The sequence below is a fragment of the Anaerococcus cruorum genome, assembly GCF_046365495.1.
Classification (GTDB): domain Bacteria; phylum Bacillota; class Clostridia; order Tissierellales; family Peptoniphilaceae; genus Anaerococcus; species Anaerococcus cruorum.
The window spans coordinates 195772-215484 of record NZ_JBGMEH010000003.1 but is presented as its reverse complement, the minus strand read 5'-3'; the positions used below and the strand labels follow the sequence as shown (position 1 = coordinate 215484).

Below are 19713 nucleotides of genomic sequence, written 5' to 3'. Positions count from 1 at the left end.
TTTTTATGTGAGGAGTTATTATGGATAGAAATTTAGATAGTTTTGTTTTGATAATGTATTTAGCAATTATTGTATTTTTTGCTTATAGACTTATCAAAGCACAAAAAAATAAAAAGTTATTACAAGGAGAAGTAAATAGATTTGATAGACCATCTACTACTTTTGAGTGGGTGCTATTAGCCTTTTTACTAGCAACAGGTGTATTTAATCTGGTAGCAGGACTTAAGCAAGATAATAAAAATGCTATTATGATGTCTATTGTTATGGTCATATTAGCCTTTGTATTTGCCCTATCCCAACAAAATAAATTGTATATTGCAGAAAATGGAATTCTTATAAATTCCACTTTTTATACCTACAAAGAAATAAAAAAATGGGGCTTTGATAAGGAAAAAAATGACTTTGTAATCCAAGCTAAAAAAGATAAGCAAAATACAAATGAAGCAACAAAAGTAAAGTCTTTAGATATAGTAGAAGTTAACAGACTTATAAGAAAATATAAACTAGGTAAATAGTTGAATTAAAGAGGAAATTATCGTATTATATTAGAGTTAAATTTTATTTACTAAAACCTTAAAGGGAGATACGATGCTGCTAGTAGTAGATGTAGGAAATACCAATACTGTTCTAGGTGTTTTCAACAAAGATAAATTAGAATTCAGATATAGAGTGGCTACAAATTTAAAACGCACCAGCGATGAATTAGTAGCTACCCTTTTTAATATGTTTACAATTCATGAAATTGATAAAGAATGTATCGATGATACCATTATTTCATCAGTAGTTCCTGATATCATGTATGCATGGCAATCATGTAACCGCAAACTTTTTGATAAGGACCCTATAGTTATTGATTATATGACTGATACAGGTATTACCAATGACTATGAGTCACCAAAAGATGTTGGGGCAGACAGAATTGTAAATGCAGTTGCAACTTACAATAAATATGGCGGACCAGCTATAATAGTAGATATGGGAACAGCTATTACTTTTGATGTCATAACAAAAGATGCAAAATACTTAGGTGGATCTATAGCACCAGGTATCCGCATCGCCCAAGATGGTCTTTTTGGCATGACTGCTCAGTTACCAAAAATTGAACTTAGAAATCCAAAAACAGCAATAGCAAGAACTACACCAGAAAGTATGAATGCTGGGATTGTTTACGGATATATTGCCTTAATAGATGGTCTTATAAGTCAAATTGAAAATGAACTTATAAATGACTATGGGATAACAGATGAGATAAAGGTAGTAGCAACTGGTGGCTATTCTGAATTAATTGCAAGTGAATCAAAATATATTAACCGTATCGAACCTGATTTGATGTTAGATGGGCTAAAAATTATTTATGACAGAATTAAAAAATAAAGAAATCATGTTAGCTCCCCTAGCAGGAGTTACAGACGTAGCCTTTAGGATAATTTGCGAAAAATACGGGTCGGATAAAACATTTACGGAAATGGCAAGTGTAAATGCCATGATTTATGATAACAAACAAACCGATGAAATTCTTTATATAGCTGATAAAGAAAAACACGCAAATATCCAAATTTTTGGCAGAGACCCAGAAAAAATTGAAAGAGCTATAAAAGAAAAGATAAATCCAATTGATACTATTACTGACTTAAGCTTTAATATGGGCTGTCCTGCTCCAAAGATATATAAAAATGGAGAAGGCTCAGCTCTTATGAAAGAACCAGACTTAGTTGATAAGATAACTAAAACGCTGGTAAATTCTACTAATAAAAAAGTAAATGTAAAATTTCGATCAGGTGTAGATGATACACGTAGAAATTTTGTTGAAATTGGTAAGATTTGCGAGGATAATGGTGTAGATTATGTCATCCTACACGGCAGGACTCGTGAGCAACAATATAGCGGAAGCGCAAACTGGGATGATATTAAAAAATTAAAAGAAGCTTTAACTATACCAGTAATAGCAAATGGAGATGTTTTTTCTGTAGATGATTTTATAAAAATCATAGAAACTACTAATGCTGATGGAGTTATGCTTGCAAGGGGTGCTATGGGCAATCCATTCTTGTTTAAATATATTAAAGATTATTTAAAAACTGGAACTTATAGCAAGGTAAGCCCGAGTGAAATAATTGATCAAATCAAAGAGCAGTATGCCCTATCTTTAGAATTTAAAGATGAAAAGCTAGTAGTAAATCAGATGAGAAAGCACGTAGGATGGTATATAAAAGGACTTAAGGACTCAAGCAAGGTCCGTGATGAAGTTAATAAATTAAAAACAAAAGAAAAAATATTTGATTTATTAGATGAATATAAGAATGTTTTAGAGGGATGAAATGGCAGAAAATAAAGAAGTAATACTTTCAAAAGAGTATTTAGAAAAATTAGAAGACGAATTAGAGTACCTAAAAACTAAAAGAAGACCAGAGATTGCAGAAAAAATTAAAATTGCAAGAAGTTTTGGTGATTTATCAGAAAATGCTGACTACGATGAAGCTAAAAATGAACAAGGTGAAATCGAAAGTCGTATAGCAAAAGTCGAAGATATGATAAGAAATGCAAAAACTATCGAAGTAGACTTAAATTCTGATGAAGTTGGGGTAGGAAATACAGTGACAGTATATGATGAAGAATTTGATGAAACAATGGATTACAAAATCGTAGGAACTGCAGAGTCAGATCCTGTAAAAGGGTTTATATCAAATGAATCACCAGTAGGTGCTGCATTATTAGGAAAAAAAGTTAATGATAGAGTAGAAGTTACTACTCCAAATGGCAAAATGTATTTTACTATTAAAGACATTAAATAAGGAGAAATGATGACTGATAACAATAAAGATTTAAATGAAATGCTTAAGATAAAAAGAGAAAAACTTGAAGAACTTAAGCAAGAAGGCAGAGATCCACACGAAATTGTAAATTTTAAAGACCGTATACCTGCAAGTGAAATTAAAGATAATTTTGATAATTACGATGGCAAATCAGTAAGAATAGCAGGACGTATTAGAGCCAAACGTGGCCATGGAAACATGAGCTTTATGGATATCCAGGATGAGTCTGGCACAATCCAAATAGTAAATCGTAAAAATGTTATCGGTGATGAATTCAAACAAGTAAAAAAATACGATATAGGGGATATAGTTGGTATTGAAGGTAATGTTTTTAAAACTAACCAAGGTGAAATATCTATTGAAACCCAAACACCTCAATTACTAACAAAATCTTTACAAATATTACCAGAAAAATGGCACGGACTAAAAGACCCAGACCTAAGATATAGACAAAGATACCTAGATTTAATCGTAAACCCAGAAGTAAAAGAAGTATTCTACCTAAGAAGCCAAATTATTTCTGAAATCAGAAGATTTTTAGATGGTAGAGGATTTATGGAAGTAGAAACCCCTATCCTAAACACAATTGCAGGTGGTGCAACTGCTCGTCCATTTATTACTCACCACAATACTCTAGATATTGATATGTATCTAAGAATTGCCAACGAACTTTATCTAAAAAGATTAATCGTAGGTGGTTTTGATAAAGTTTATGAAATGGGCAGAATGTTTAGAAACGAAGGTATGGATGCTACTCACAACCCTGAGTATACCGCTATGGAATTATACCAAGCCTATGCTGATTATGAAGATATGATGGAAATTACAGAACATATGATAGAAACAGTTGCTAAAAATGTTCTAGGAAAAACAACTATCGAATATGATGGGCAAGAAATCGAACTAAAAGCTCCATGGGCAAGAATTCCAATGATTGATGCTATCAAAGATGAAACCGGAATAAACTTTAATGAAATTACATCTTATGAGGATGCAGTAGCAATTGCAAAAGAAAAAGGCGTTGAAGTAAAAGAAACTCGTGGTGAAATCATCTCAGAATTCTTTGAAGAGTTTGTAGAAGATAAACTAATCCAACCAACATTTATCATAGATTATCCAGTAGAAATATCACCACTAGCTAAAAGAAAAAATGATGATAAGTCATTAACCTATAGATTTGAAGCCTTTATCAATGGTAAAGAAGTGGCAAATGCCTTCTCAGAGCTAAATGATGCAGCAGATCAAAGAGAAAGATTTGAAGCACAAGTTGCTAAACGTGAAAAAGGTGATGATGAAGCACAAATGATGGACCACGATTTCGTAAATGCTCTAGAAGTAGGACTTCCTCCAACAGGTGGACTTGGTATAGGTATCGATAGAGTAATTATGCTTCTTACAGGCCAACACTCTATCCGTGACGTATTATTATTCCCAACTATGAAACCAACTGGTAAAAATGCTGGTGAAAGTCAAGAAGTAGCACCAACAAAAACTGTAAAAGAAACAAATGAAGTAGTAGATTTTACAGGAGTTGAAACAGAAGACTTCTATGATGATATTGACTTTGATACCTTTACAAAATCTGACTTTAGAGTTGTAAAAGTAATAGATTGTGAAGAAGTTCCAAAATCAAATAAACTTCTTAAATTTACTTTAGATGATGGGACAGACACACCAAGAACAATCCTATCTGGTATCAAAAAACACTATAGCCCAGAAGAACTAATCGGCAAAAACCTAGTTGCTATAGTTAATTTACCACCAAGAGCTATGATGGGAGAAGAGTCACAAGGTATGATTCTTTCAGCAGTTCACGAACAAAATGGTGAAGAAAAACTAAATGTTCTTATCGTAGGTAACAATATCCCAGCAGGGGCAAAATTATATTAATAAATAATTTAACTTCTTAATTCTTAATTGGATTAAGAAGTTTTTTTATGTAAAATTTTAGTTGTATTTAAAATATATTAATAAAAATACTTGTTTAATAATATTGTTTATCTTTAACTACTAATCTTGACTAGTTTGCTAGCCTATGTTATACTTTGCTAACGATAATCAATATCAATAATATATTTAAGGAGTATGTATGAAAAAAACAAAAATTATTTTAACAGCCGCATTTTTAATGGCTTTAACAGCTTGTGGAAATAACGCAAGCCAAACTAGTGAAGTGGCAAATCAGGCTACAAATAAAAATGAAGTTAGCGAAAAGGTAGTAAATGACTCTACGGATAAAACTTCTACAACAAATGAGGGAGACTTAGAAAAAGTTACAATTACTGATATCCATGGAGAAGTAGAAGTTCCAAAAAACCCTGAAAAAGTAGTTGCTTTAGATAGTAGAAATTATGAAGTATTAGAAGCTATGGGTGTAGACTTAGTAGCAGCTCCAAAAGATGTAATGCCAGCAACTAGTTCATACATAAATGATGAAAAAGTTGAAAATATTGGTAACCATAGAGAGCCAAATTTAGAGTTAATTGCAGCAGCTGATCCAGATTTAGTTATTGTCGGTCAAAGATTTGGTGATTACTATGATGATATAAAAGAGCTTGTTCCAAATGCATCTGTAATCGATCTAAATACTGATGTATCAGAAGAAGCAGAATCACCAGGCAATAATTTATTAGAAGGCTTTATAAACTCAACTACTATCCTTGGAGAAATCTTTGATAAAGAAGAAAAAGCTAATGAATTAATTGCAGATTTAGAAGAATCTATAGAAAAAGCTAAAAATGCCTATAAAGGTGGTTCTGTTATGGGAGTTATAACATCAGGTGGTGAAATTGGATATTCAGCTCCAAAATACGGCAGAGTATGGGGTCCTATTTACGAAATCTTAAACCTAGAACCTTCTTTAGAAGTAAATAATGACTCTTCAGACCACAAGGGTGATGATATTTCTGTAGAAGCAATAGCGGAATCAAAACCAGACTATCTAATGGTTTTAGATAGGGATGCAGGTATAAGCACTGAAGAAAGTGCAAAACCAGCCAAAGAAGTTTTAGAAGCATCACAAGCTCTTAAGGATTTAGATGTTATAAAAAATGACAAGATTTATTACGCTCCAAATGACACCTATACCAATGAATCAATCATAACCTACACAGAAATCTTTAATGGCCTAGCAGAATTATTTAGTAAATAAAATGGAAGATACTAAGAAAAAAATATTTACAAAACCATTTATTGCAGCAATTGCTACTGTGATTGTCCTTGCCATAGCTTCTATATTTATAGGAGCTTATGACATTTTTAAACAGGGCAATTCATCTCAGATGATATTTATCACTAGGATTCCTAGAACTCTGGCTTTAATGCTGGCTGCAGTTGCTATGAGCTTATCCGGTATAGTGATGCAATTAATTTCTCAAAATAAATTAGTAGAGCCCACTACAACAGGTACTATCGAATGGGCGGGCTTAGGCTTAGTTTTAATTTACATTCTAATCCCAAGTCCTAGCTTATTTCAAAGAATGACTGGTGCAATTATAGCCTCCTTTATAGGGTCAATGGTATTTTTTTATTTATTAAAAAATATAAAACTCAAATCATCTCTATTTGTCCCAATTGTTGGAATTATGCTTGGCGCAGTAATATCAGCAGTATCTACATTTATAGGGCTTGAGTTTAATATGACCCAAGTTATTGAAGTTTGGTTTCAAGGGTCTTTTGCCCCAGTTCAGCGCGGACGTTATGAGTATTTATTTGTAATAATTCTTATAACTATCGCTATTTATAGGTATGCTGATAAACTAACTATAGCAGGACTTGGAGAAGATATTACAACTAACCTTGGTCTTAATTATAATCAAATTATTTTAAGGGCTAATATTTTAATTGCCATAGCCTGTGGAATAGTTGCTGCAGTTATAGGAAATATTCCTTTTTTAGGACTCATTGTACCAAATCTGGTTTCTCTTTACAGGGGAGATGATCTAAGGGCAAATATCCCTTGGGTATGTCTAGTATCCATGATAGTAATGCTTGTTGCTGATATTTTATCTAGGATAATCATCGCTCCTTTTGAATTGCCAGTTTCACTAATTTTAGGAAGTGCAGGTTCGATTATATTTATTATAATTCTTTTAAACCAAAGGAAATTTAAAATATGAAAGATAAATCTTTGATGGTAAGTAGTTTTAGATCGGATAAGGAAAGAAAATCTTATATACTAGCTTTAATAATTTTATCTTTACTCTCCATGTTAATTATTTACGGACTTTTAGTATATAACAATCCAGTGTCCATTGATTCACCCTCATTTTTACCAGTGGTAAAACGTAGGAAAAATGCAATCATTGCCATGGCCATAGCAGCTATTTGCCAGGCAGTTGGTAGCATTCTTTTTCAAAGTATAACAAATAATAAAATAATAACTCCATCTATCCTAGGTTTTGAAGCTATTTATTCTACTGTAAATACTGCTATCATGTATATTTTAGGTATAGGCGGCTTTATGGCTATAGGCGGTAAAGAATTTTTTATATTTCAAATTATCCTCATGGTAGGCATTTGTCTTTTACTTTTTATAGGAATATTTAATAAAAGAGATGGTAATATTGAGCTGATGCTTTTAATAGGAGTGATTTTAGGCCAAGGGTTAAGGTCTATATCAGCCTTTATGCGTAGACTTCTTTCACCATCTGAGTTTGATATATTACAAGCAAAACTTTTTGCATCAGTAAATAACTCAGATCCAGAATATTTCACCCTATCTATAGCTATTATTTTTGTAGTTATAACAGTTGTATTTTTAAATACTAACAAGATAAATGTAATAGGCCTTGGTAAAGATGTTGCTACAAATCTTGGTTTAAACCACAAAAAAGTTACTTTCTTATCCTTAATTGCAGTCGCAATTTTAATAAGTATTTCAACTGCTTTAGTAGGACCGATGACTTTTTATGGATTTTTAATAGCTACTTTAACTTATGAAATTGCAAAAACTTATGACCACAAATATATCTTTATAATGGCTATATTACTTGCTTTTGTAATTTTATCTGGATCATATTTTATAATGAATCACATATTTAATGCCAATGGAGTGGTTTCTGTTTTAATTGAACTTATAGGAGGAATAGCCTTCCTAATTTTAATATTTAAGGAAGAAAAATTATGATAAGTCTAACAAATGTAGAGAAGAAATATAATGATGAAGTAAGTATAGGACCAGTTAATCTTGATATAAAAGAAGGTGGGATCAATTCTATTATTGGCCCAAATGGTGCCGGTAAGTCTACCCTTCTTATGATGATAGGAAGATTGCTGCAAAAAGATTGTGGAAAAATTTCTATAGGTGGCTTGGATATCGATGATACAGATCCAAATAAAATGGCTAAAACTGTTTCTATTTTAAAACAAGAAAATAATTTTATTAGCAAACTTACTGTAAAACAGCTTATCAGCTTTGGGAGATTTCCTTATAGTCAAGGTAGGCTTACAGAAGAAGATATAAAAATTATTGATAAATATATAGATTTTTTCGATTTAAGAGGTTTAGAAGATAGATACCTAGATGAATTATCTGGTGGGCAAAGGCAAAGGGCTTATGTTGCCATGGTCTTAGCTCAGGAAACAGAATATGTCCTCTTAGATGAGCCTTTAAATAATCTTGATGTAGCAAGGTCAGTTTCAATGATGAAACTTTTAAGACGCGCATGTGATACTTTAAATAAAACTTTTGTCCTAGTAATTCATGATATAAATATAGCTGCCCAATATTCTGATAGGATATTTGCTATGAAAAATGGGAAATTGATATGTGAAGGATCTGTCGATGAAGTTATGGATGGTAAAAGACTTAGCAGAATTTTTGATACAAGTATCAATATAGTAAATGGTCCTTACGGGAAAATTGCAGTTTATAATTAAGATTTAGCTCTGTTTGGGGTATAAATTCTTCAAGGAGATAAAAATGGAAGATAATTATAAATCTGATTATAAAGATACCGAAGCGGTAAGAAAATATGTAAGTAAGTATAATATTTATTCTTTATTATTTGCCCTAGGCATATTTGTTATTATAATTTCTATAATACCATACCTACTTATATCCGCTCCAAAAGTAGAAAATAGGATACTACCTTCTATTATAATTGCTATTGTAGGACTTGTAATGGCAGTTTCTAGCAATATAGCAAGAAACAAATTAAAAGAAAAGCAACTTAGCAAGTACACAGTAGCAGCAGTAGAATTTATAGATTTAGAACAAAAATCTATTAGGAAAAACTTTAGGAAAGATGTAATTATATCTATCCTACTAATCATACTCGTACCATTTATTTATTATCTAATCCACACACAAGCAAGTCTTATACCAGATAATTCAAATAAATATTTTAATTCTATATTGATTTTAATATTAGCTATTGCAGTATTTATTATTCTTTATAGCAAGGGTAAAAAAGAAGCCTATAACAATCTACTTTAAAAATTCACCTAGTAATAGGTGTTTTTTTTGCTTATTTTTAAGTTTATAGGTTACAATAGAAGGAGTAATAAATTAGGAGGAACCCTTGAAAAAGATAAAAATAACTTTTACTTTACTATTAAGCCTAGCAGCCCTAACAGCTTGTGGGGCAAATGAAGTAAAAGAGGAAGTAGCAAAAGAGCCTTTAAGAACAGTAGACTTAATAGAAAATATTAGGACAAATGGTGATCGAAAAGTCTCTGTTAGTGAAGAAAATGACATAGACAATAATGAAATCATAGAGGAAAATGAAAAAACAGAGGATACAGAAAATAAGGACCAGCCAGAAGAAAAAACTGAAACTGTGACTTTAATAGCAGGTGGAGACCTGATGGCAAATATGGGGCAAACTGAATATGCTTACAATAAGGGTGGAGTAAATTACGACTACTCTGACTCATTTATGTACGTTTCTGATTTTATAAAAGATGCTGATATTGCTATTGCAAATTATGAAACAACTACAAATCCAAATGTACCTTACGCAGGCCATCCAAGATTTAATGCACCGGGAGAGTATTTGGAAGCTATAAGTGAGGCGGGCTTTGATGTGGTTACAACTGCCAACAACCACTCTTTAGATACAGATCTCGAGGGAATAGATACAACTATTGCTGCAATTGAAGATGCAGGCTTAGACCATGTTGGTACACGTGCTGAGGGTGATGATAGTAGATTTATAATAAAAAAAGTAAATGATATAAATATTGCATTTTTATCATATACCTATGGTTGCAATGGCATAGAAGACTTATTTCAAGTTCGTGAGGAAGTGGATCAAGTAAATTATCTACACGAAGATGAAATAAAAAAAGATATAGAAGATGCTAAAAACGAAGGGGCAGACTTTGTAGTAGTTTATCCTCACTGGGGCATAGAATTACGTTCTGAAGCAGATCCTAGCCAAGTAGAACTGGGTCATAAAATGATAGACTGGGGTGCAGATTTAGTAATAGGAAATCATCCGCACGTTGTAGAGCCATATGAAGAATATGAGAATGAAGATGGTAGAAAAGGCTTTATAGCGTATGCTTGTGGAAATTTCATTAGTATACAAAATCTAGAAACCGTAAATGATATTAGAACTGAGCAATCTGTTGCGTATAAATTTGAACTTAGCAAAGATTTTGCTGATGGATCAACATCTATAGATAAATTTGAGGCTTACCCACTTTGGGTTGGCATGACCTATGATGATTATGGACGCAGTGTAAGAACTTATATTGCAGAAGACTTCCTAGAAGGTGGAAAATACTATGATGAGGTAGACCAAAATCAAAGGGATAGGATACAAAAAGCTTATGATGCGACCACAGCAACTATAACAAGCGAGGTAGATAATTAATGGGGCCGTGGACTAGCTTTGAATTAGGGATTTTAGATGCCATTCAAAAAATATCAACGCCAATCTTAGATAGAACGATGGTAGATATAACAAGCTTGGGTAATTTTTCCATCCTATGGTTAGCCTTTATTATTATCTTTTTATCCACTAAAGAGTACAAAAGAGTGGGCAAGGTGATGATAATAGGTTTTATTTTAAATATCATAATAGTAAATCTATTATTAAAAAATATTTTTGATAGATCAAGACCCTTTGTAGTGGTGGGAAACTTTGACTTGCTTATACCACCTTTAAAAGACGGGTCTTTTCCATCAGGCCATAGCTCCTATGCCTTTACATTTTTTGCCATAATTTTATTTATGACAAAATCAAAATCATTAAAAATATTTACAGGGGTTCTATCTTTTTTAATAGCTTTTAGTAGACTCTATTTATATGTCCATTTCCCAACAGATGTCCTAGTGGGCTCTATCATAGGTTTTTTCCTCGGTATCCTTGCAATAAAGATATATTTTAATAAAAACTTAAGGAAAATGCTGCCAGTCGAATATTTGCAAAATTAACCAACTGTGCTATAATTAATGGGTAACCATTAAGCCGGTGTGTTGGAACTGGCAGACAAGACAGACTCAAACTCTGTTGTCCATTAGGGCGTGTGGGTTCGATCCCCTCCACCGGCACCAAAAGCTAACTTTAACCGTTGAACTATCAACGGTTTCTTTTTTGCTTGTAACCAATCAGTTACCAACCGTGCTTGATGATATTTTTTCAGTTCATCTTAGATATATTCTTGTGATCTATAGTCTAGAAGTTATGGCAAGACCAAAATAGATTAGGTTTAAAAGTGTATAAAATTAATATATAAAAAACTCGTAGTCATTTAGAATGCGAGTTTTTTTTATTTTTCTAAATTTTCTATCCTCTTAAAGACCATAAGCTTTTTTCATCTGTTTCTTTCAAATATCCCCATTTTACGTTATACTATAACTAAGGAGTGACAAATGAGTAAAACACTTATGCTAATTGATGGTTCTAGTTTAATTTTTAGGGCTTTTTTTGCCCTGCCAAACCTTACCAATAACGATGGAGTCATGACCAACGGTGTGTATGGCTTTTTAACTATGTACCAAAATGCTTTTGATAAATATAAACCGGATTCTGTACTGGTGGCCTTTGATAGATCAAGTAAGACCTTCCGCCATGAGGAATTTAAAGATTATAAGGCAACTCGTGATAAGATGCCAAGCGAGCTTTCCTACCAGTTTGGAATTTTAAAAGACATATTAGATTCTATGAAAGTAGCCTACACTGACCTTGATGGTTTTGAAGCAGATGATATTGTAGGAACTTATGCACAAATGGGTCAAGAATCAGGCTATGAAGTAGTTGTTATAACTGGAGACCGTGATTATTTACAACTTGTTGATGAAAATATTACAGTTTACCTAACCAAAAAAGGTATTTCTGATATGGTTGAGTATAATCTTGATTCTATAAAGGAAGAATATGGACTTACTCCAGCGCAATTAATAGATGTAAAGGGTCTTGAAGGAGATAAATCAGATAATATCCCAGGTGTAGATGGAATTGGGCCTAAAAAAGCTATTGGCTTTATCCAACAATATGGTTCAATTGAGGGTCTATATGAGCATATAGATGAAATCTCTGGTAAAAAAACCAAGCAAACTTTAATTGATAGTGAAGCTATTGCCTATATGAGTAAAAAAATAGGAACTATTGTTAAAAATGCTCCAGTTGATATAGAGTTAGATGATTTAAAACTTACTGAACCAGACTATCCAGCCCTTAAAGAAAAATTTTCTAAGTATAACTTTAATAAATTTCTAGAAAAAATAGAGGGTGATGTAGCAGATACCGACATAGATATGGACTTTGATTTTGTGGAAGCTAATAGTTATGATGATTTGATAAATTCTATAAAGAAAAATAAAGAATTTACTTTTAAATCATTTTATGATGGAGAAAACTATATCCATTCTAAAATTTACAAACTAGCAATAAAAACAGCTGACACAGATACTTATATCATAAAACCAGATGAAAACTTTATAGCTAGTTTTAAAGAAATATTTGCTGATAAAGATATTATAAAAAATTCTTTTGATATTAAAGAAGATGTGGTTTTACTTGATAAATTAGGTATCGAATTAGCCTTACCTTATGATGATTTAATGTTGATGCATTATCTAATCGACCCATCTAGATCATCTTATGATGTAAGAACATTAAGCCAAACTTACTCAAATTTTGAAGTGATTAGTGAAGCAGATTTAATTGGCAAAGGCAAAAAAACTAAAAAATATGAAGAAATTGACCAAGACGAGTTAAATCCTTATTTTGCCTCTATTCTTTATACCATAGAAAATTCTAAGGAAAAATTAGTAGCAGAACTTAAAGACTTAGAAATGTATGATTTATATAAAGATATAGAAATAAAGCTTTCAAAAGTTTTAGCTAATATGGAAATAAGTGGTTTTGTAACTGACATTAATGTTTTGGAAAAACTAAAGGCTGAAATTGATGATGTTTTAGAAGGCCTTACTACAGAAATCTATGAGTTTGCAGGATCAGAATTTAATATCAATTCTCCAAAACAACTAGGAGAAGTTTTATTTAAGGACTTAGATTTACCAGTTATCAAAAAAACAAAGACCGGTTTTTCCACTGATGCGTCAGTTTTAGAAAAACTACGTGATGAACATCAAATAATCCCAAAAATCGAACAATATAGGGAAATGTACAAGCTTCGTTCTACTTATATAGAGGGGCTAGAAAATTCTATAGATGAAGATGGCAGAATCAGATCAACATTTAAGCAAAGTATTGCATCAACTGGAAGACTTTCATCAACAGAGCCAAACCTACAAAATCTACCAATTAGGACAGAAGAAGGCAGAAAAATTAGAAAAGCCTTTAAGGCAGGTGAGGGGAAAATTTTAATAGATGCGGATTATTCTCAAATCGAACTTAGAATCCTTGCTTCATTATCAAATGATCAAAATATGATAGATGCCTTTATAAATGGTGTTGATATCCATACAAAAACAGCTTCGGAAGTATTTGATAGACCCCTAGATGAGGTCACAAAAGTAGAAAGATATAATGCTAAGGCAGTTAATTTTGGTATAATTTATGGGATAAGTGATTATGGTTTATCTCAAAACTTAAATATTCCTAGACCTGTAGCCAAAGAATATATAGAAGGATTCTTTGAAGGTTATCCAAATGTAAAAAAATATATGGATAATATCATAAAAGAGGCAAGAGAGCTTGGCTACACCGATACATTATTTAACCGTAGAAGATATATACCAGAAATTACTTCAAAAAACTTTAATGTAAGAAGCTTTGGTGAAAGAGTTGCCTTAAATACACCAATTCAAGGAACAGCAGCAGATATTATAAAAATCGCTATGATAAAGACTGAAGAAAATCTAAAGAATGCTGGCCTTGATGCAAAAATAATCCTACAAATCCACGATGAGATTATCCTAGAATCATCTATAGAAGATAAGGATAAGGCCATGGAAATTTTAAGAGATTCTATGCAGTCAGCGGCAAAACTACAAGTACCATTATTAGTTGATATTGATACTGGGGAAAGCATGTATGAGTCCAAGTAAAATTGTAATTACAGGTACAATTGCTTCCGGAAAATCTACCCTGTGTAAGCTTTTAGAAGAAATGGGCTATAAGGTTATTTCCGCAGATGAGGTAAATAGAGCTTTACTAGAACCTGGGTCAAAAAATTTTGAAGCAATTAAAAATTCGGGTGAATTTGATGAAGCTTTTAATAATGAAAGCTTTGATAAAAAGGCCCTAGCTCAAATAATTTTTAGTGATTCTCAAAAATTAAAAAAATTAAACCAGCTAACCCATAGGAATATCCTGGATGAGATAGAAAATCAAATTGCAAAACTAGATGAAAGTGTAGTTTTTATCGAAATTCCACTTTTCTTTCAAATGGAAGAAAAGTTTGTTGCTAACGAGGTTTGGCTGGTAGTAGCTAATTATGAAACTCAGCTACAAAGGCTAATGACACGCGATAATATTGATAGGGCGTATGCAAAATCGAAAATAGAAAGTCAAGACCAACTGCTTACTATGAAAGAAAATAGTAATGTAGTCTTTGACAATAGTACAAGTATAGAAAATCTAAGAAAAGAATTAGAAATTGTTTTAAAACAAAAGGATTTATTATGAAAGTTTTAAAATTTATAGGAAAAGTTATAGGATATATTCTCCTTGCTATACTTTTAGCAATAGTATTATCCTATGGTATAATTGCCTACCAGACTTCAAGAACGAAAATAAATTACCAAGATCAGATCACTGAAACTTCAGAAAATTTTAATATAGATCCGCTTTTAACAGCATCTATTGTAAAAGTTGAGTCAGACTTTGATAATGATGCCCAAAGTCACCAAGGAGCTCAAGGGTTAATGCAGCTTCTTGATGATACAGCCAGACACTCAGCAGAAGTAATAGGCATGGATTATTATCCAGAAAAATTAAATGACATTGATTACAACCTAAAACTAGGGGTAGGCTATTATAATTATTTAATAAAATATTATAATAACCAAAAATTAGCCCTAGCAGCCTATAACGGTGGTGTAGGAAATGTCGATAAATGGATTAATGATGGTATCCTTGATAAAGAAAATCCAGATATATCAAAAATTCCTTTTGAAGAAACAAGACAATATGTGACAAAGGTAGAATCAACCTATGATGTTTACAAAACTTTTTATAAGGACGGGCTACCTACAAATACTGAGTTATCTGATTTAGGACAATTAAGCTATAATAATTTTATGACATTCATCAACGAGCTATTTTTTAATATAGCTTAGTTGTTGATGAATGTCTAAATTTCATTTATAATAAAAAAGAACATAAAAAATATTAAGGAGATGTATATGGCAGGAAATGCTTTGACATTTAAAAAGGGTGTCCACATTGAAGAGTTTAAAGAACTTTCTGAAAACAGTGAATTACTCAACCTTCCTACACCACAAGAGGTAGTAATCCCACTAACTCAACATATCGGTGCACCAAGTAAATGTCTTGTAAACAAAAAAGATGAAGTACATATTGGAGATTTAATCGGCCAAGCTGTTGGTAACTTTTCAGCAAATATCCATTCATCAGTAAATGGGGTTGTTAAATACATAATAGATATTCAAACAGCATCTGGTAAAAATTCTCAAGCAGTTGTTATAGACACAGAAGGCTACGATCAAGAAAAAGAGTACATATTAAATGAAAACGTAAGCTTAAATAAAGAAGAAATCGTAGCGAAGATAAAAGAAGCAGGCATAGTTGGTATGGGGGGAGCTGCATTCCCAACTCACATCAAATATACACCTGCAAAGGAAATCGATACAGTTATTGTAAATGGGGCAGAATGTGAGCCTTATGTAACATGTGATGATTTTATATTAAAAAATAGACCAGAAAATATTGTAAAAGGTTTAGAGATATTAGTAGTAGCATCAGGAGCTAAAGAAGGAATTATCGCAATAGAAGATAACAAGCCAAAAGCTTTTGAAGCAATCTCTTCATATCTAGAAACTTACGCAAACAATTCTACAAACAAACCTAATCTAAAAGTAGTTAAACTTGCTACAAAATATCCACAAGGGGATGAAAAAAGATTAATTGATGCAACATTAAATAGAGTTGTCCCATCTGGTGGTCTTCCAATGGATGCAGGAGTTATAGTATCCAATGTTTCAACTGTAAATGCAGTTTATGAAGCAATCTACTATGATAAACCTCTTTATGAAAGAGTGATGACTGTTACAGGTCATAATGTAAAAAATCCACAAAATGTGGTTGTAAAAGTAGGAACTTCTTTTGAATATGCAATTGATGCGGTAGGTGGTCTTAACGGAGAAATAGGAAAACTTATAAGTGGTGGACCTATGATGGGTATTGCCCAACCAAATTCTGGTAATCCTGTAGAAAAAGCTACTAACTGTATCCTAGTACAAACAAAAGAAGAAGCTATACCAGCAGAAATTGAACCATGTATCAGATGTGCAAGATGTGTGGATGTTTGTCCAGTAAATCTTATGCCTTTATATATCCATAAATTTGCGTTAAATGAGAAATTTGACCAAGCAGAAGATTATAGAATTATGGATTGTATAGAATGTGGATCTTGTTCTTACATTTGTCCTTCAAAAAGACCACTAGTAGAAGCTATTAGATTTGGTAAAAGACAAATAAGACAAGCAGGAAAAGGTAAGTAGGAGTAGATAAATGGAAATTAGAGAAAAATTATTAGTCACATCTTCTCCTCATGTGAGAAGCAAAAAAACCGTTCAAAGTGAGATGAGAGATGTAATAATTGCCTTAATACCAGCAGGTATTGCAGCAGTATATTACTTTGGCTACAGAGCCCTAGTTTTAATACTAGCCTCAGTAATCGCTTGTGTACTATCAGAATATTTATTTAATAAAGCTACAAAAAGAAAACAAACTATAAAAGATTTATCAGCAGTGGTAACAGGTATATTACTTGCTTTTAACGTACCATTTACATTACCAGTATGGCAATTAGTAATTGGTGCAATATTTGCAATTGTTGTTGCAAAAATGGCCTTTGGTGGTCTTGGACAAAATATAGTAAACCCAGCTTTAGCTGCAAGAGCATTCTTACTTGCTTCTTGGTCAGAAACTATGTCTACATTTGTACCTCCACAAAGAGTAGCAACCTTAAAATCAGTTAGCACAATTTCAGCTCTATCAGCTGCAACACCACTTGCAGAACCAAGAACATATTCTCTTATGGATTTATTTTTAGGAAATATCCCAGGTTCTTTAGGTGAAGTTTCAGCCCTAGCTTTAATAATTGGTTTTATATACTTACTAGCAAGAAGAGTAGTAAATATCAAAATGCCTCTTATATACATAGTGACAGCAACAGTTTTAGGTGGATTATTCCAAGGATTTGATGATATACTTAAATATATCTTGTCAGGTGGTATGCTTCTAGGAGCATTTTTCATGCTAACAGATTATACAACTAGCCCAGTAACACCAAAAGGACAAATAGTTTATGCAGTTCTTGCAGGTTTACTAACAGCGATTATTAGAGCTTTTGGTGGATATCCAGAAGGGGTAAGTTATTCAATCTTACTTGCAAATCTAGTTGTACCAATTATAGAAAAATATACTAGACCAAAAGTATTTGGTGTAGATTATAGCAAACAAAAAGGAGTGGAAAATGAATAATTTTAAATTAGGTTTAAGATTATTTGCCATCACAGCAGTAGTAGCTTTAGCACTTGCTTTTACAAATAGTCTAACAGCTCCAGTAGTTGCAGAAAATCAAGCAAAAGAATTAAAAGAATCTCTATCTGTAGTTTATCCTGCAGATTCTTATGAAGAATTAGAAGTGGATAAACCAGAAACAATAGAAAATGTTTATAAAGCAATTACAAGTGATGGAGAAGGGTATGTATTCCAAATCAATTCTCCAGGTGGTTATGGTGGGGACATCGAATACCTAATTGGTGTTGATCCAGACCATAACATAACAGGATTTGCTCCATTAGCTCACTTAGAGTCACCAGGATTTGGTGCTGAAATGGAACAAGATTTCTTTAAAGAGGGAATGGTTGGAGTAAATATGGATAATGAAGTTGGCTATTCAGAAGCTGGTGGCGAAAATGAAATAGTAGGTATTTCTGGAGCAACATATTCAACTCAAACTATTGTAAATGGTATAAATGATGCTAGAGAAGTACTAGCTAATCTAAATTAGGAGTTATTATGGAACAACAAATAGACAGACCTCTTGTAGACGAAAATACAAAGGTAGATAGTAAAAGAAAACAGAAAGTAAGCCTAGGTAAGGTATTTTCCGATGGTATATTTAAAAATAATCCAGTCTTTGTACAATTAGTAGGAATGTGCTCAGTCCTAGGGGTTTCATCAACTATGAAAAATGCTATTGGTATGGGATTATCAGTTATATTTGTAACAGTGATGAGTAACCTAGTAGTATCTTTACTTAGAAATTTTATTAAAGATGAAATTAGAATCCCAGCTTTTATCGTAATTATTGCAGGATTTGTAACTATAGTTCAGCTAGTACTTAGGGCGTATGTACCTTCTTTATATAAATCTTTAGGTATATTTGTCCCACTAATTGTAGTAAACTGTGTAATTCTTGCTCGTGCAGAAGGATTTGCTTCAAAAAATGGTCCTATCGCATCTATTGTGGATGGACTTAGTCAAGGACTTGGTTATACTCTTGCTATCTCAGTTTTAGCTTTTGTAAGAGAATTATTTGGAGCAGGAACAGTATTTGGAAAAACTATTATTCCAGCAGAATACACAATTGGATTCTTACAACAACCCGCTTCATCTTTCATAGTTCTAGGATTATTATTCGCAGCATATGCAGCTTATAATAATAAAAAAGAACGTAAAGCAGCTTTAGCTAAATAGGGAGGGAATATGTCAGAATTAATTTCAATAATTATTGGAGCAATATTTGTATCCAACTATGTATTAGGACAATTCTTAGGGATTTGCCCTACTTTAGGTGTAACAAGTAAAGTTGAAACAGCGCGAGGAATGAGTTTTGCGGTAATATTTGTAATAACACTTGCTTCTACAGTAACTTGGTTTATTCAATATTATTTACTTGAACCTTTAAACATCGAATATTTACAAACCGTAGTATTTATCTTAGTAATAGCATCTCTGGTTCAATCAGTAGAATCTGTTATGAAGAAAAATATGCCTAGCTTATATGGAGCTTTGGGGGTATTTTTACCACTTATTACAACTAACTGTGTAGTACTGGGCGTAGCTATAAAAACAATTACAAACCAATATGATTTGCTTCAAACGATTGTTTATGCTCTAGCAGCATCACTAGGATTTATGCTAGCTATGATGATCCTTGCATACATAAGAGAAAGAATTGCAGAAAATGATACTCCACAAGCTTTTAAAGGTGCACCAATGAGTTTAATTACTCTAGGACTTATGTCTATAGCATTTATGGGCTTTGCAGGATTATAGGAGTCATT

20 protein-coding genes and 1 tRNA gene are annotated in these 19713 nt (G+C 32.3%); all 21 read left to right on the top strand.

What is annotated here, in order from left to right:
* Nucleotides 1–20 precede the first annotated feature (20 nt).
* The 21 genes from ACCQ40_RS04205 to ACCQ40_RS04105 all read left to right on the top strand — a co-directional run bounded on the left by ACCQ40_RS04205 (nucleotide 21) and on the right by ACCQ40_RS04105 (nucleotide 19705).
* A complete protein-coding gene (locus ACCQ40_RS04205; protein WP_410032741.1) occupies nucleotides 21–515 on the top strand; it encodes a DUF5673 domain-containing protein in 495 nt (164 codons plus the stop codon).
* 73 nt (nucleotides 516–588) lie between these two features.
* Nucleotides 589–1374: a type III pantothenate kinase gene (locus tag ACCQ40_RS04200; RefSeq protein WP_410032740.1), complete on the top strand. Its 786-nt coding sequence runs from the start codon at nucleotides 589–591 to the stop codon at nucleotides 1372–1374.
* A complete protein-coding gene (gene dusB / locus ACCQ40_RS04195) occupies nucleotides 1355–2317 on the top strand; it encodes a tRNA dihydrouridine synthase DusB (protein WP_410032739.1) in 963 nt (320 codons plus the stop codon). The genes ACCQ40_RS04200 and dusB overlap by 20 nt, the downstream gene beginning before the upstream one ends.
* 1 nt (nucleotide 2318) lies before the next feature.
* A complete protein-coding gene (gene greA, locus ACCQ40_RS04190) occupies nucleotides 2319–2792 on the top strand; it encodes a transcription elongation factor GreA (RefSeq protein ID WP_394020164.1) in 474 nt (157 codons plus the stop codon).
* Between the two features lie 9 nt (nucleotides 2793–2801).
* The gene (gene lysS / locus ACCQ40_RS04185; protein WP_410032737.1) at nucleotides 2802–4703 is read left to right on the top strand and encodes a lysine--tRNA ligase; all 1902 of its coding nucleotides are present in this window, start codon (nucleotides 2802–2804) and stop codon (nucleotides 4701–4703) included.
* Nucleotides 4704–4902: 199 nt separating this feature from the next.
* Complete coding sequence (locus tag ACCQ40_RS04180; RefSeq protein WP_410032736.1) at nucleotides 4903–5964, top strand: siderophore ABC transporter substrate-binding protein; 1062 nt, start codon at nucleotides 4903–4905, stop codon at nucleotides 5962–5964.
* Between the two features lies 1 nt (nucleotide 5965).
* Entirely contained in the window at nucleotides 5966–6931 is a 966-nt protein-coding gene (locus ACCQ40_RS04175) for an ABC transporter permease (RefSeq protein ID WP_410032735.1), read from the top strand.
* Nucleotides 6928–7941: an iron chelate uptake ABC transporter family permease subunit gene (locus tag ACCQ40_RS04170; protein ID WP_410032734.1), complete on the top strand. Its 1014-nt coding sequence runs from the start codon at nucleotides 6928–6930 to the stop codon at nucleotides 7939–7941. The genes ACCQ40_RS04175 and ACCQ40_RS04170 overlap by 4 nt, the downstream gene beginning before the upstream one ends.
* Nucleotides 7938–8693 carry an iron ABC transporter ATP-binding protein gene (locus tag ACCQ40_RS04165; protein ID WP_410032733.1) on the top strand — a complete coding sequence of 252 codons (756 nt, stop codon included), beginning with the start codon at nucleotides 7938–7940 and terminating at the stop codon, nucleotides 8691–8693. Before ACCQ40_RS04170 ends, ACCQ40_RS04165 begins: the two co-directional genes overlap by 4 nt.
* Before the next feature lie 43 nt (nucleotides 8694–8736).
* Nucleotides 8737–9252 (top strand): hypothetical protein, encoded by a 516-nt coding sequence (locus ACCQ40_RS04160; protein ID WP_410032731.1) that lies wholly within the window; start codon nucleotides 8737–8739, stop codon nucleotides 9250–9252.
* 85 nt (nucleotides 9253–9337) lie between these two features.
* Nucleotides 9338–10636, top strand: coding sequence for a CapA family protein (locus tag ACCQ40_RS04155; RefSeq protein WP_410032729.1), 1299 nt, complete (start codon nucleotides 9338–9340; stop codon nucleotides 10634–10636).
* The gene (locus ACCQ40_RS04150) at nucleotides 10636–11199 is read left to right on the top strand and encodes a phosphatase PAP2 family protein (RefSeq protein ID WP_410032728.1); all 564 of its coding nucleotides are present in this window, start codon (nucleotides 10636–10638) and stop codon (nucleotides 11197–11199) included. Before ACCQ40_RS04155 ends, ACCQ40_RS04150 begins: the two co-directional genes overlap by 1 nt.
* Before the next feature lie 33 nt (nucleotides 11200–11232).
* A tRNA-Leu gene (locus tag ACCQ40_RS04145) sits at nucleotides 11233–11319 on the top strand.
* A 318-nt stretch (nucleotides 11320–11637) separates the two neighbouring features.
* Complete coding sequence (gene polA / locus ACCQ40_RS04140) at nucleotides 11638–14280, top strand: DNA polymerase I (protein ID WP_410032727.1); 2643 nt, start codon at nucleotides 11638–11640, stop codon at nucleotides 14278–14280.
* Complete coding sequence (gene coaE, locus ACCQ40_RS04135; RefSeq protein ID WP_394020198.1) at nucleotides 14267–14860, top strand: dephospho-CoA kinase; 594 nt, start codon at nucleotides 14267–14269, stop codon at nucleotides 14858–14860. Before polA ends, coaE begins: the two co-directional genes overlap by 14 nt.
* A complete protein-coding gene (locus ACCQ40_RS04130) occupies nucleotides 14857–15513 on the top strand; it encodes a lytic transglycosylase domain-containing protein (protein WP_410032726.1) in 657 nt (218 codons plus the stop codon). The genes coaE and ACCQ40_RS04130 overlap by 4 nt, the downstream gene beginning before the upstream one ends.
* 66 nt (nucleotides 15514–15579) lie before the next feature.
* Nucleotides 15580–16917: an electron transport complex subunit RsxC gene (rsxC, locus tag ACCQ40_RS04125; RefSeq protein WP_410032724.1), complete on the top strand. Its 1338-nt coding sequence runs from the start codon at nucleotides 15580–15582 to the stop codon at nucleotides 16915–16917.
* Between the two features lie 10 nt (nucleotides 16918–16927).
* Nucleotides 16928–17902 (top strand): RnfABCDGE type electron transport complex subunit D, encoded by a 975-nt coding sequence (locus ACCQ40_RS04120; protein ID WP_410032723.1) that lies wholly within the window; start codon nucleotides 16928–16930, stop codon nucleotides 17900–17902.
* A complete protein-coding gene (locus ACCQ40_RS04115) occupies nucleotides 17895–18434 on the top strand; it encodes an FMN-binding protein (protein ID WP_410032722.1) in 540 nt (179 codons plus the stop codon). The genes ACCQ40_RS04120 and ACCQ40_RS04115 overlap by 8 nt, the downstream gene beginning before the upstream one ends.
* A gap of 8 nt (nucleotides 18435–18442) precedes the next feature.
* Nucleotides 18443–19123, top strand: coding sequence for an electron transport complex subunit RsxE (gene rsxE, locus ACCQ40_RS04110; RefSeq protein ID WP_410032720.1), 681 nt, complete (start codon nucleotides 18443–18445; stop codon nucleotides 19121–19123).
* A gap of 9 nt (nucleotides 19124–19132) precedes the next feature.
* Nucleotides 19133–19705, top strand: coding sequence for an electron transport complex protein RnfA (locus tag ACCQ40_RS04105; protein WP_410032719.1), 573 nt, complete (start codon nucleotides 19133–19135; stop codon nucleotides 19703–19705).
* The last annotated feature ends 8 nt before the right edge of the window (nucleotides 19706–19713 follow it).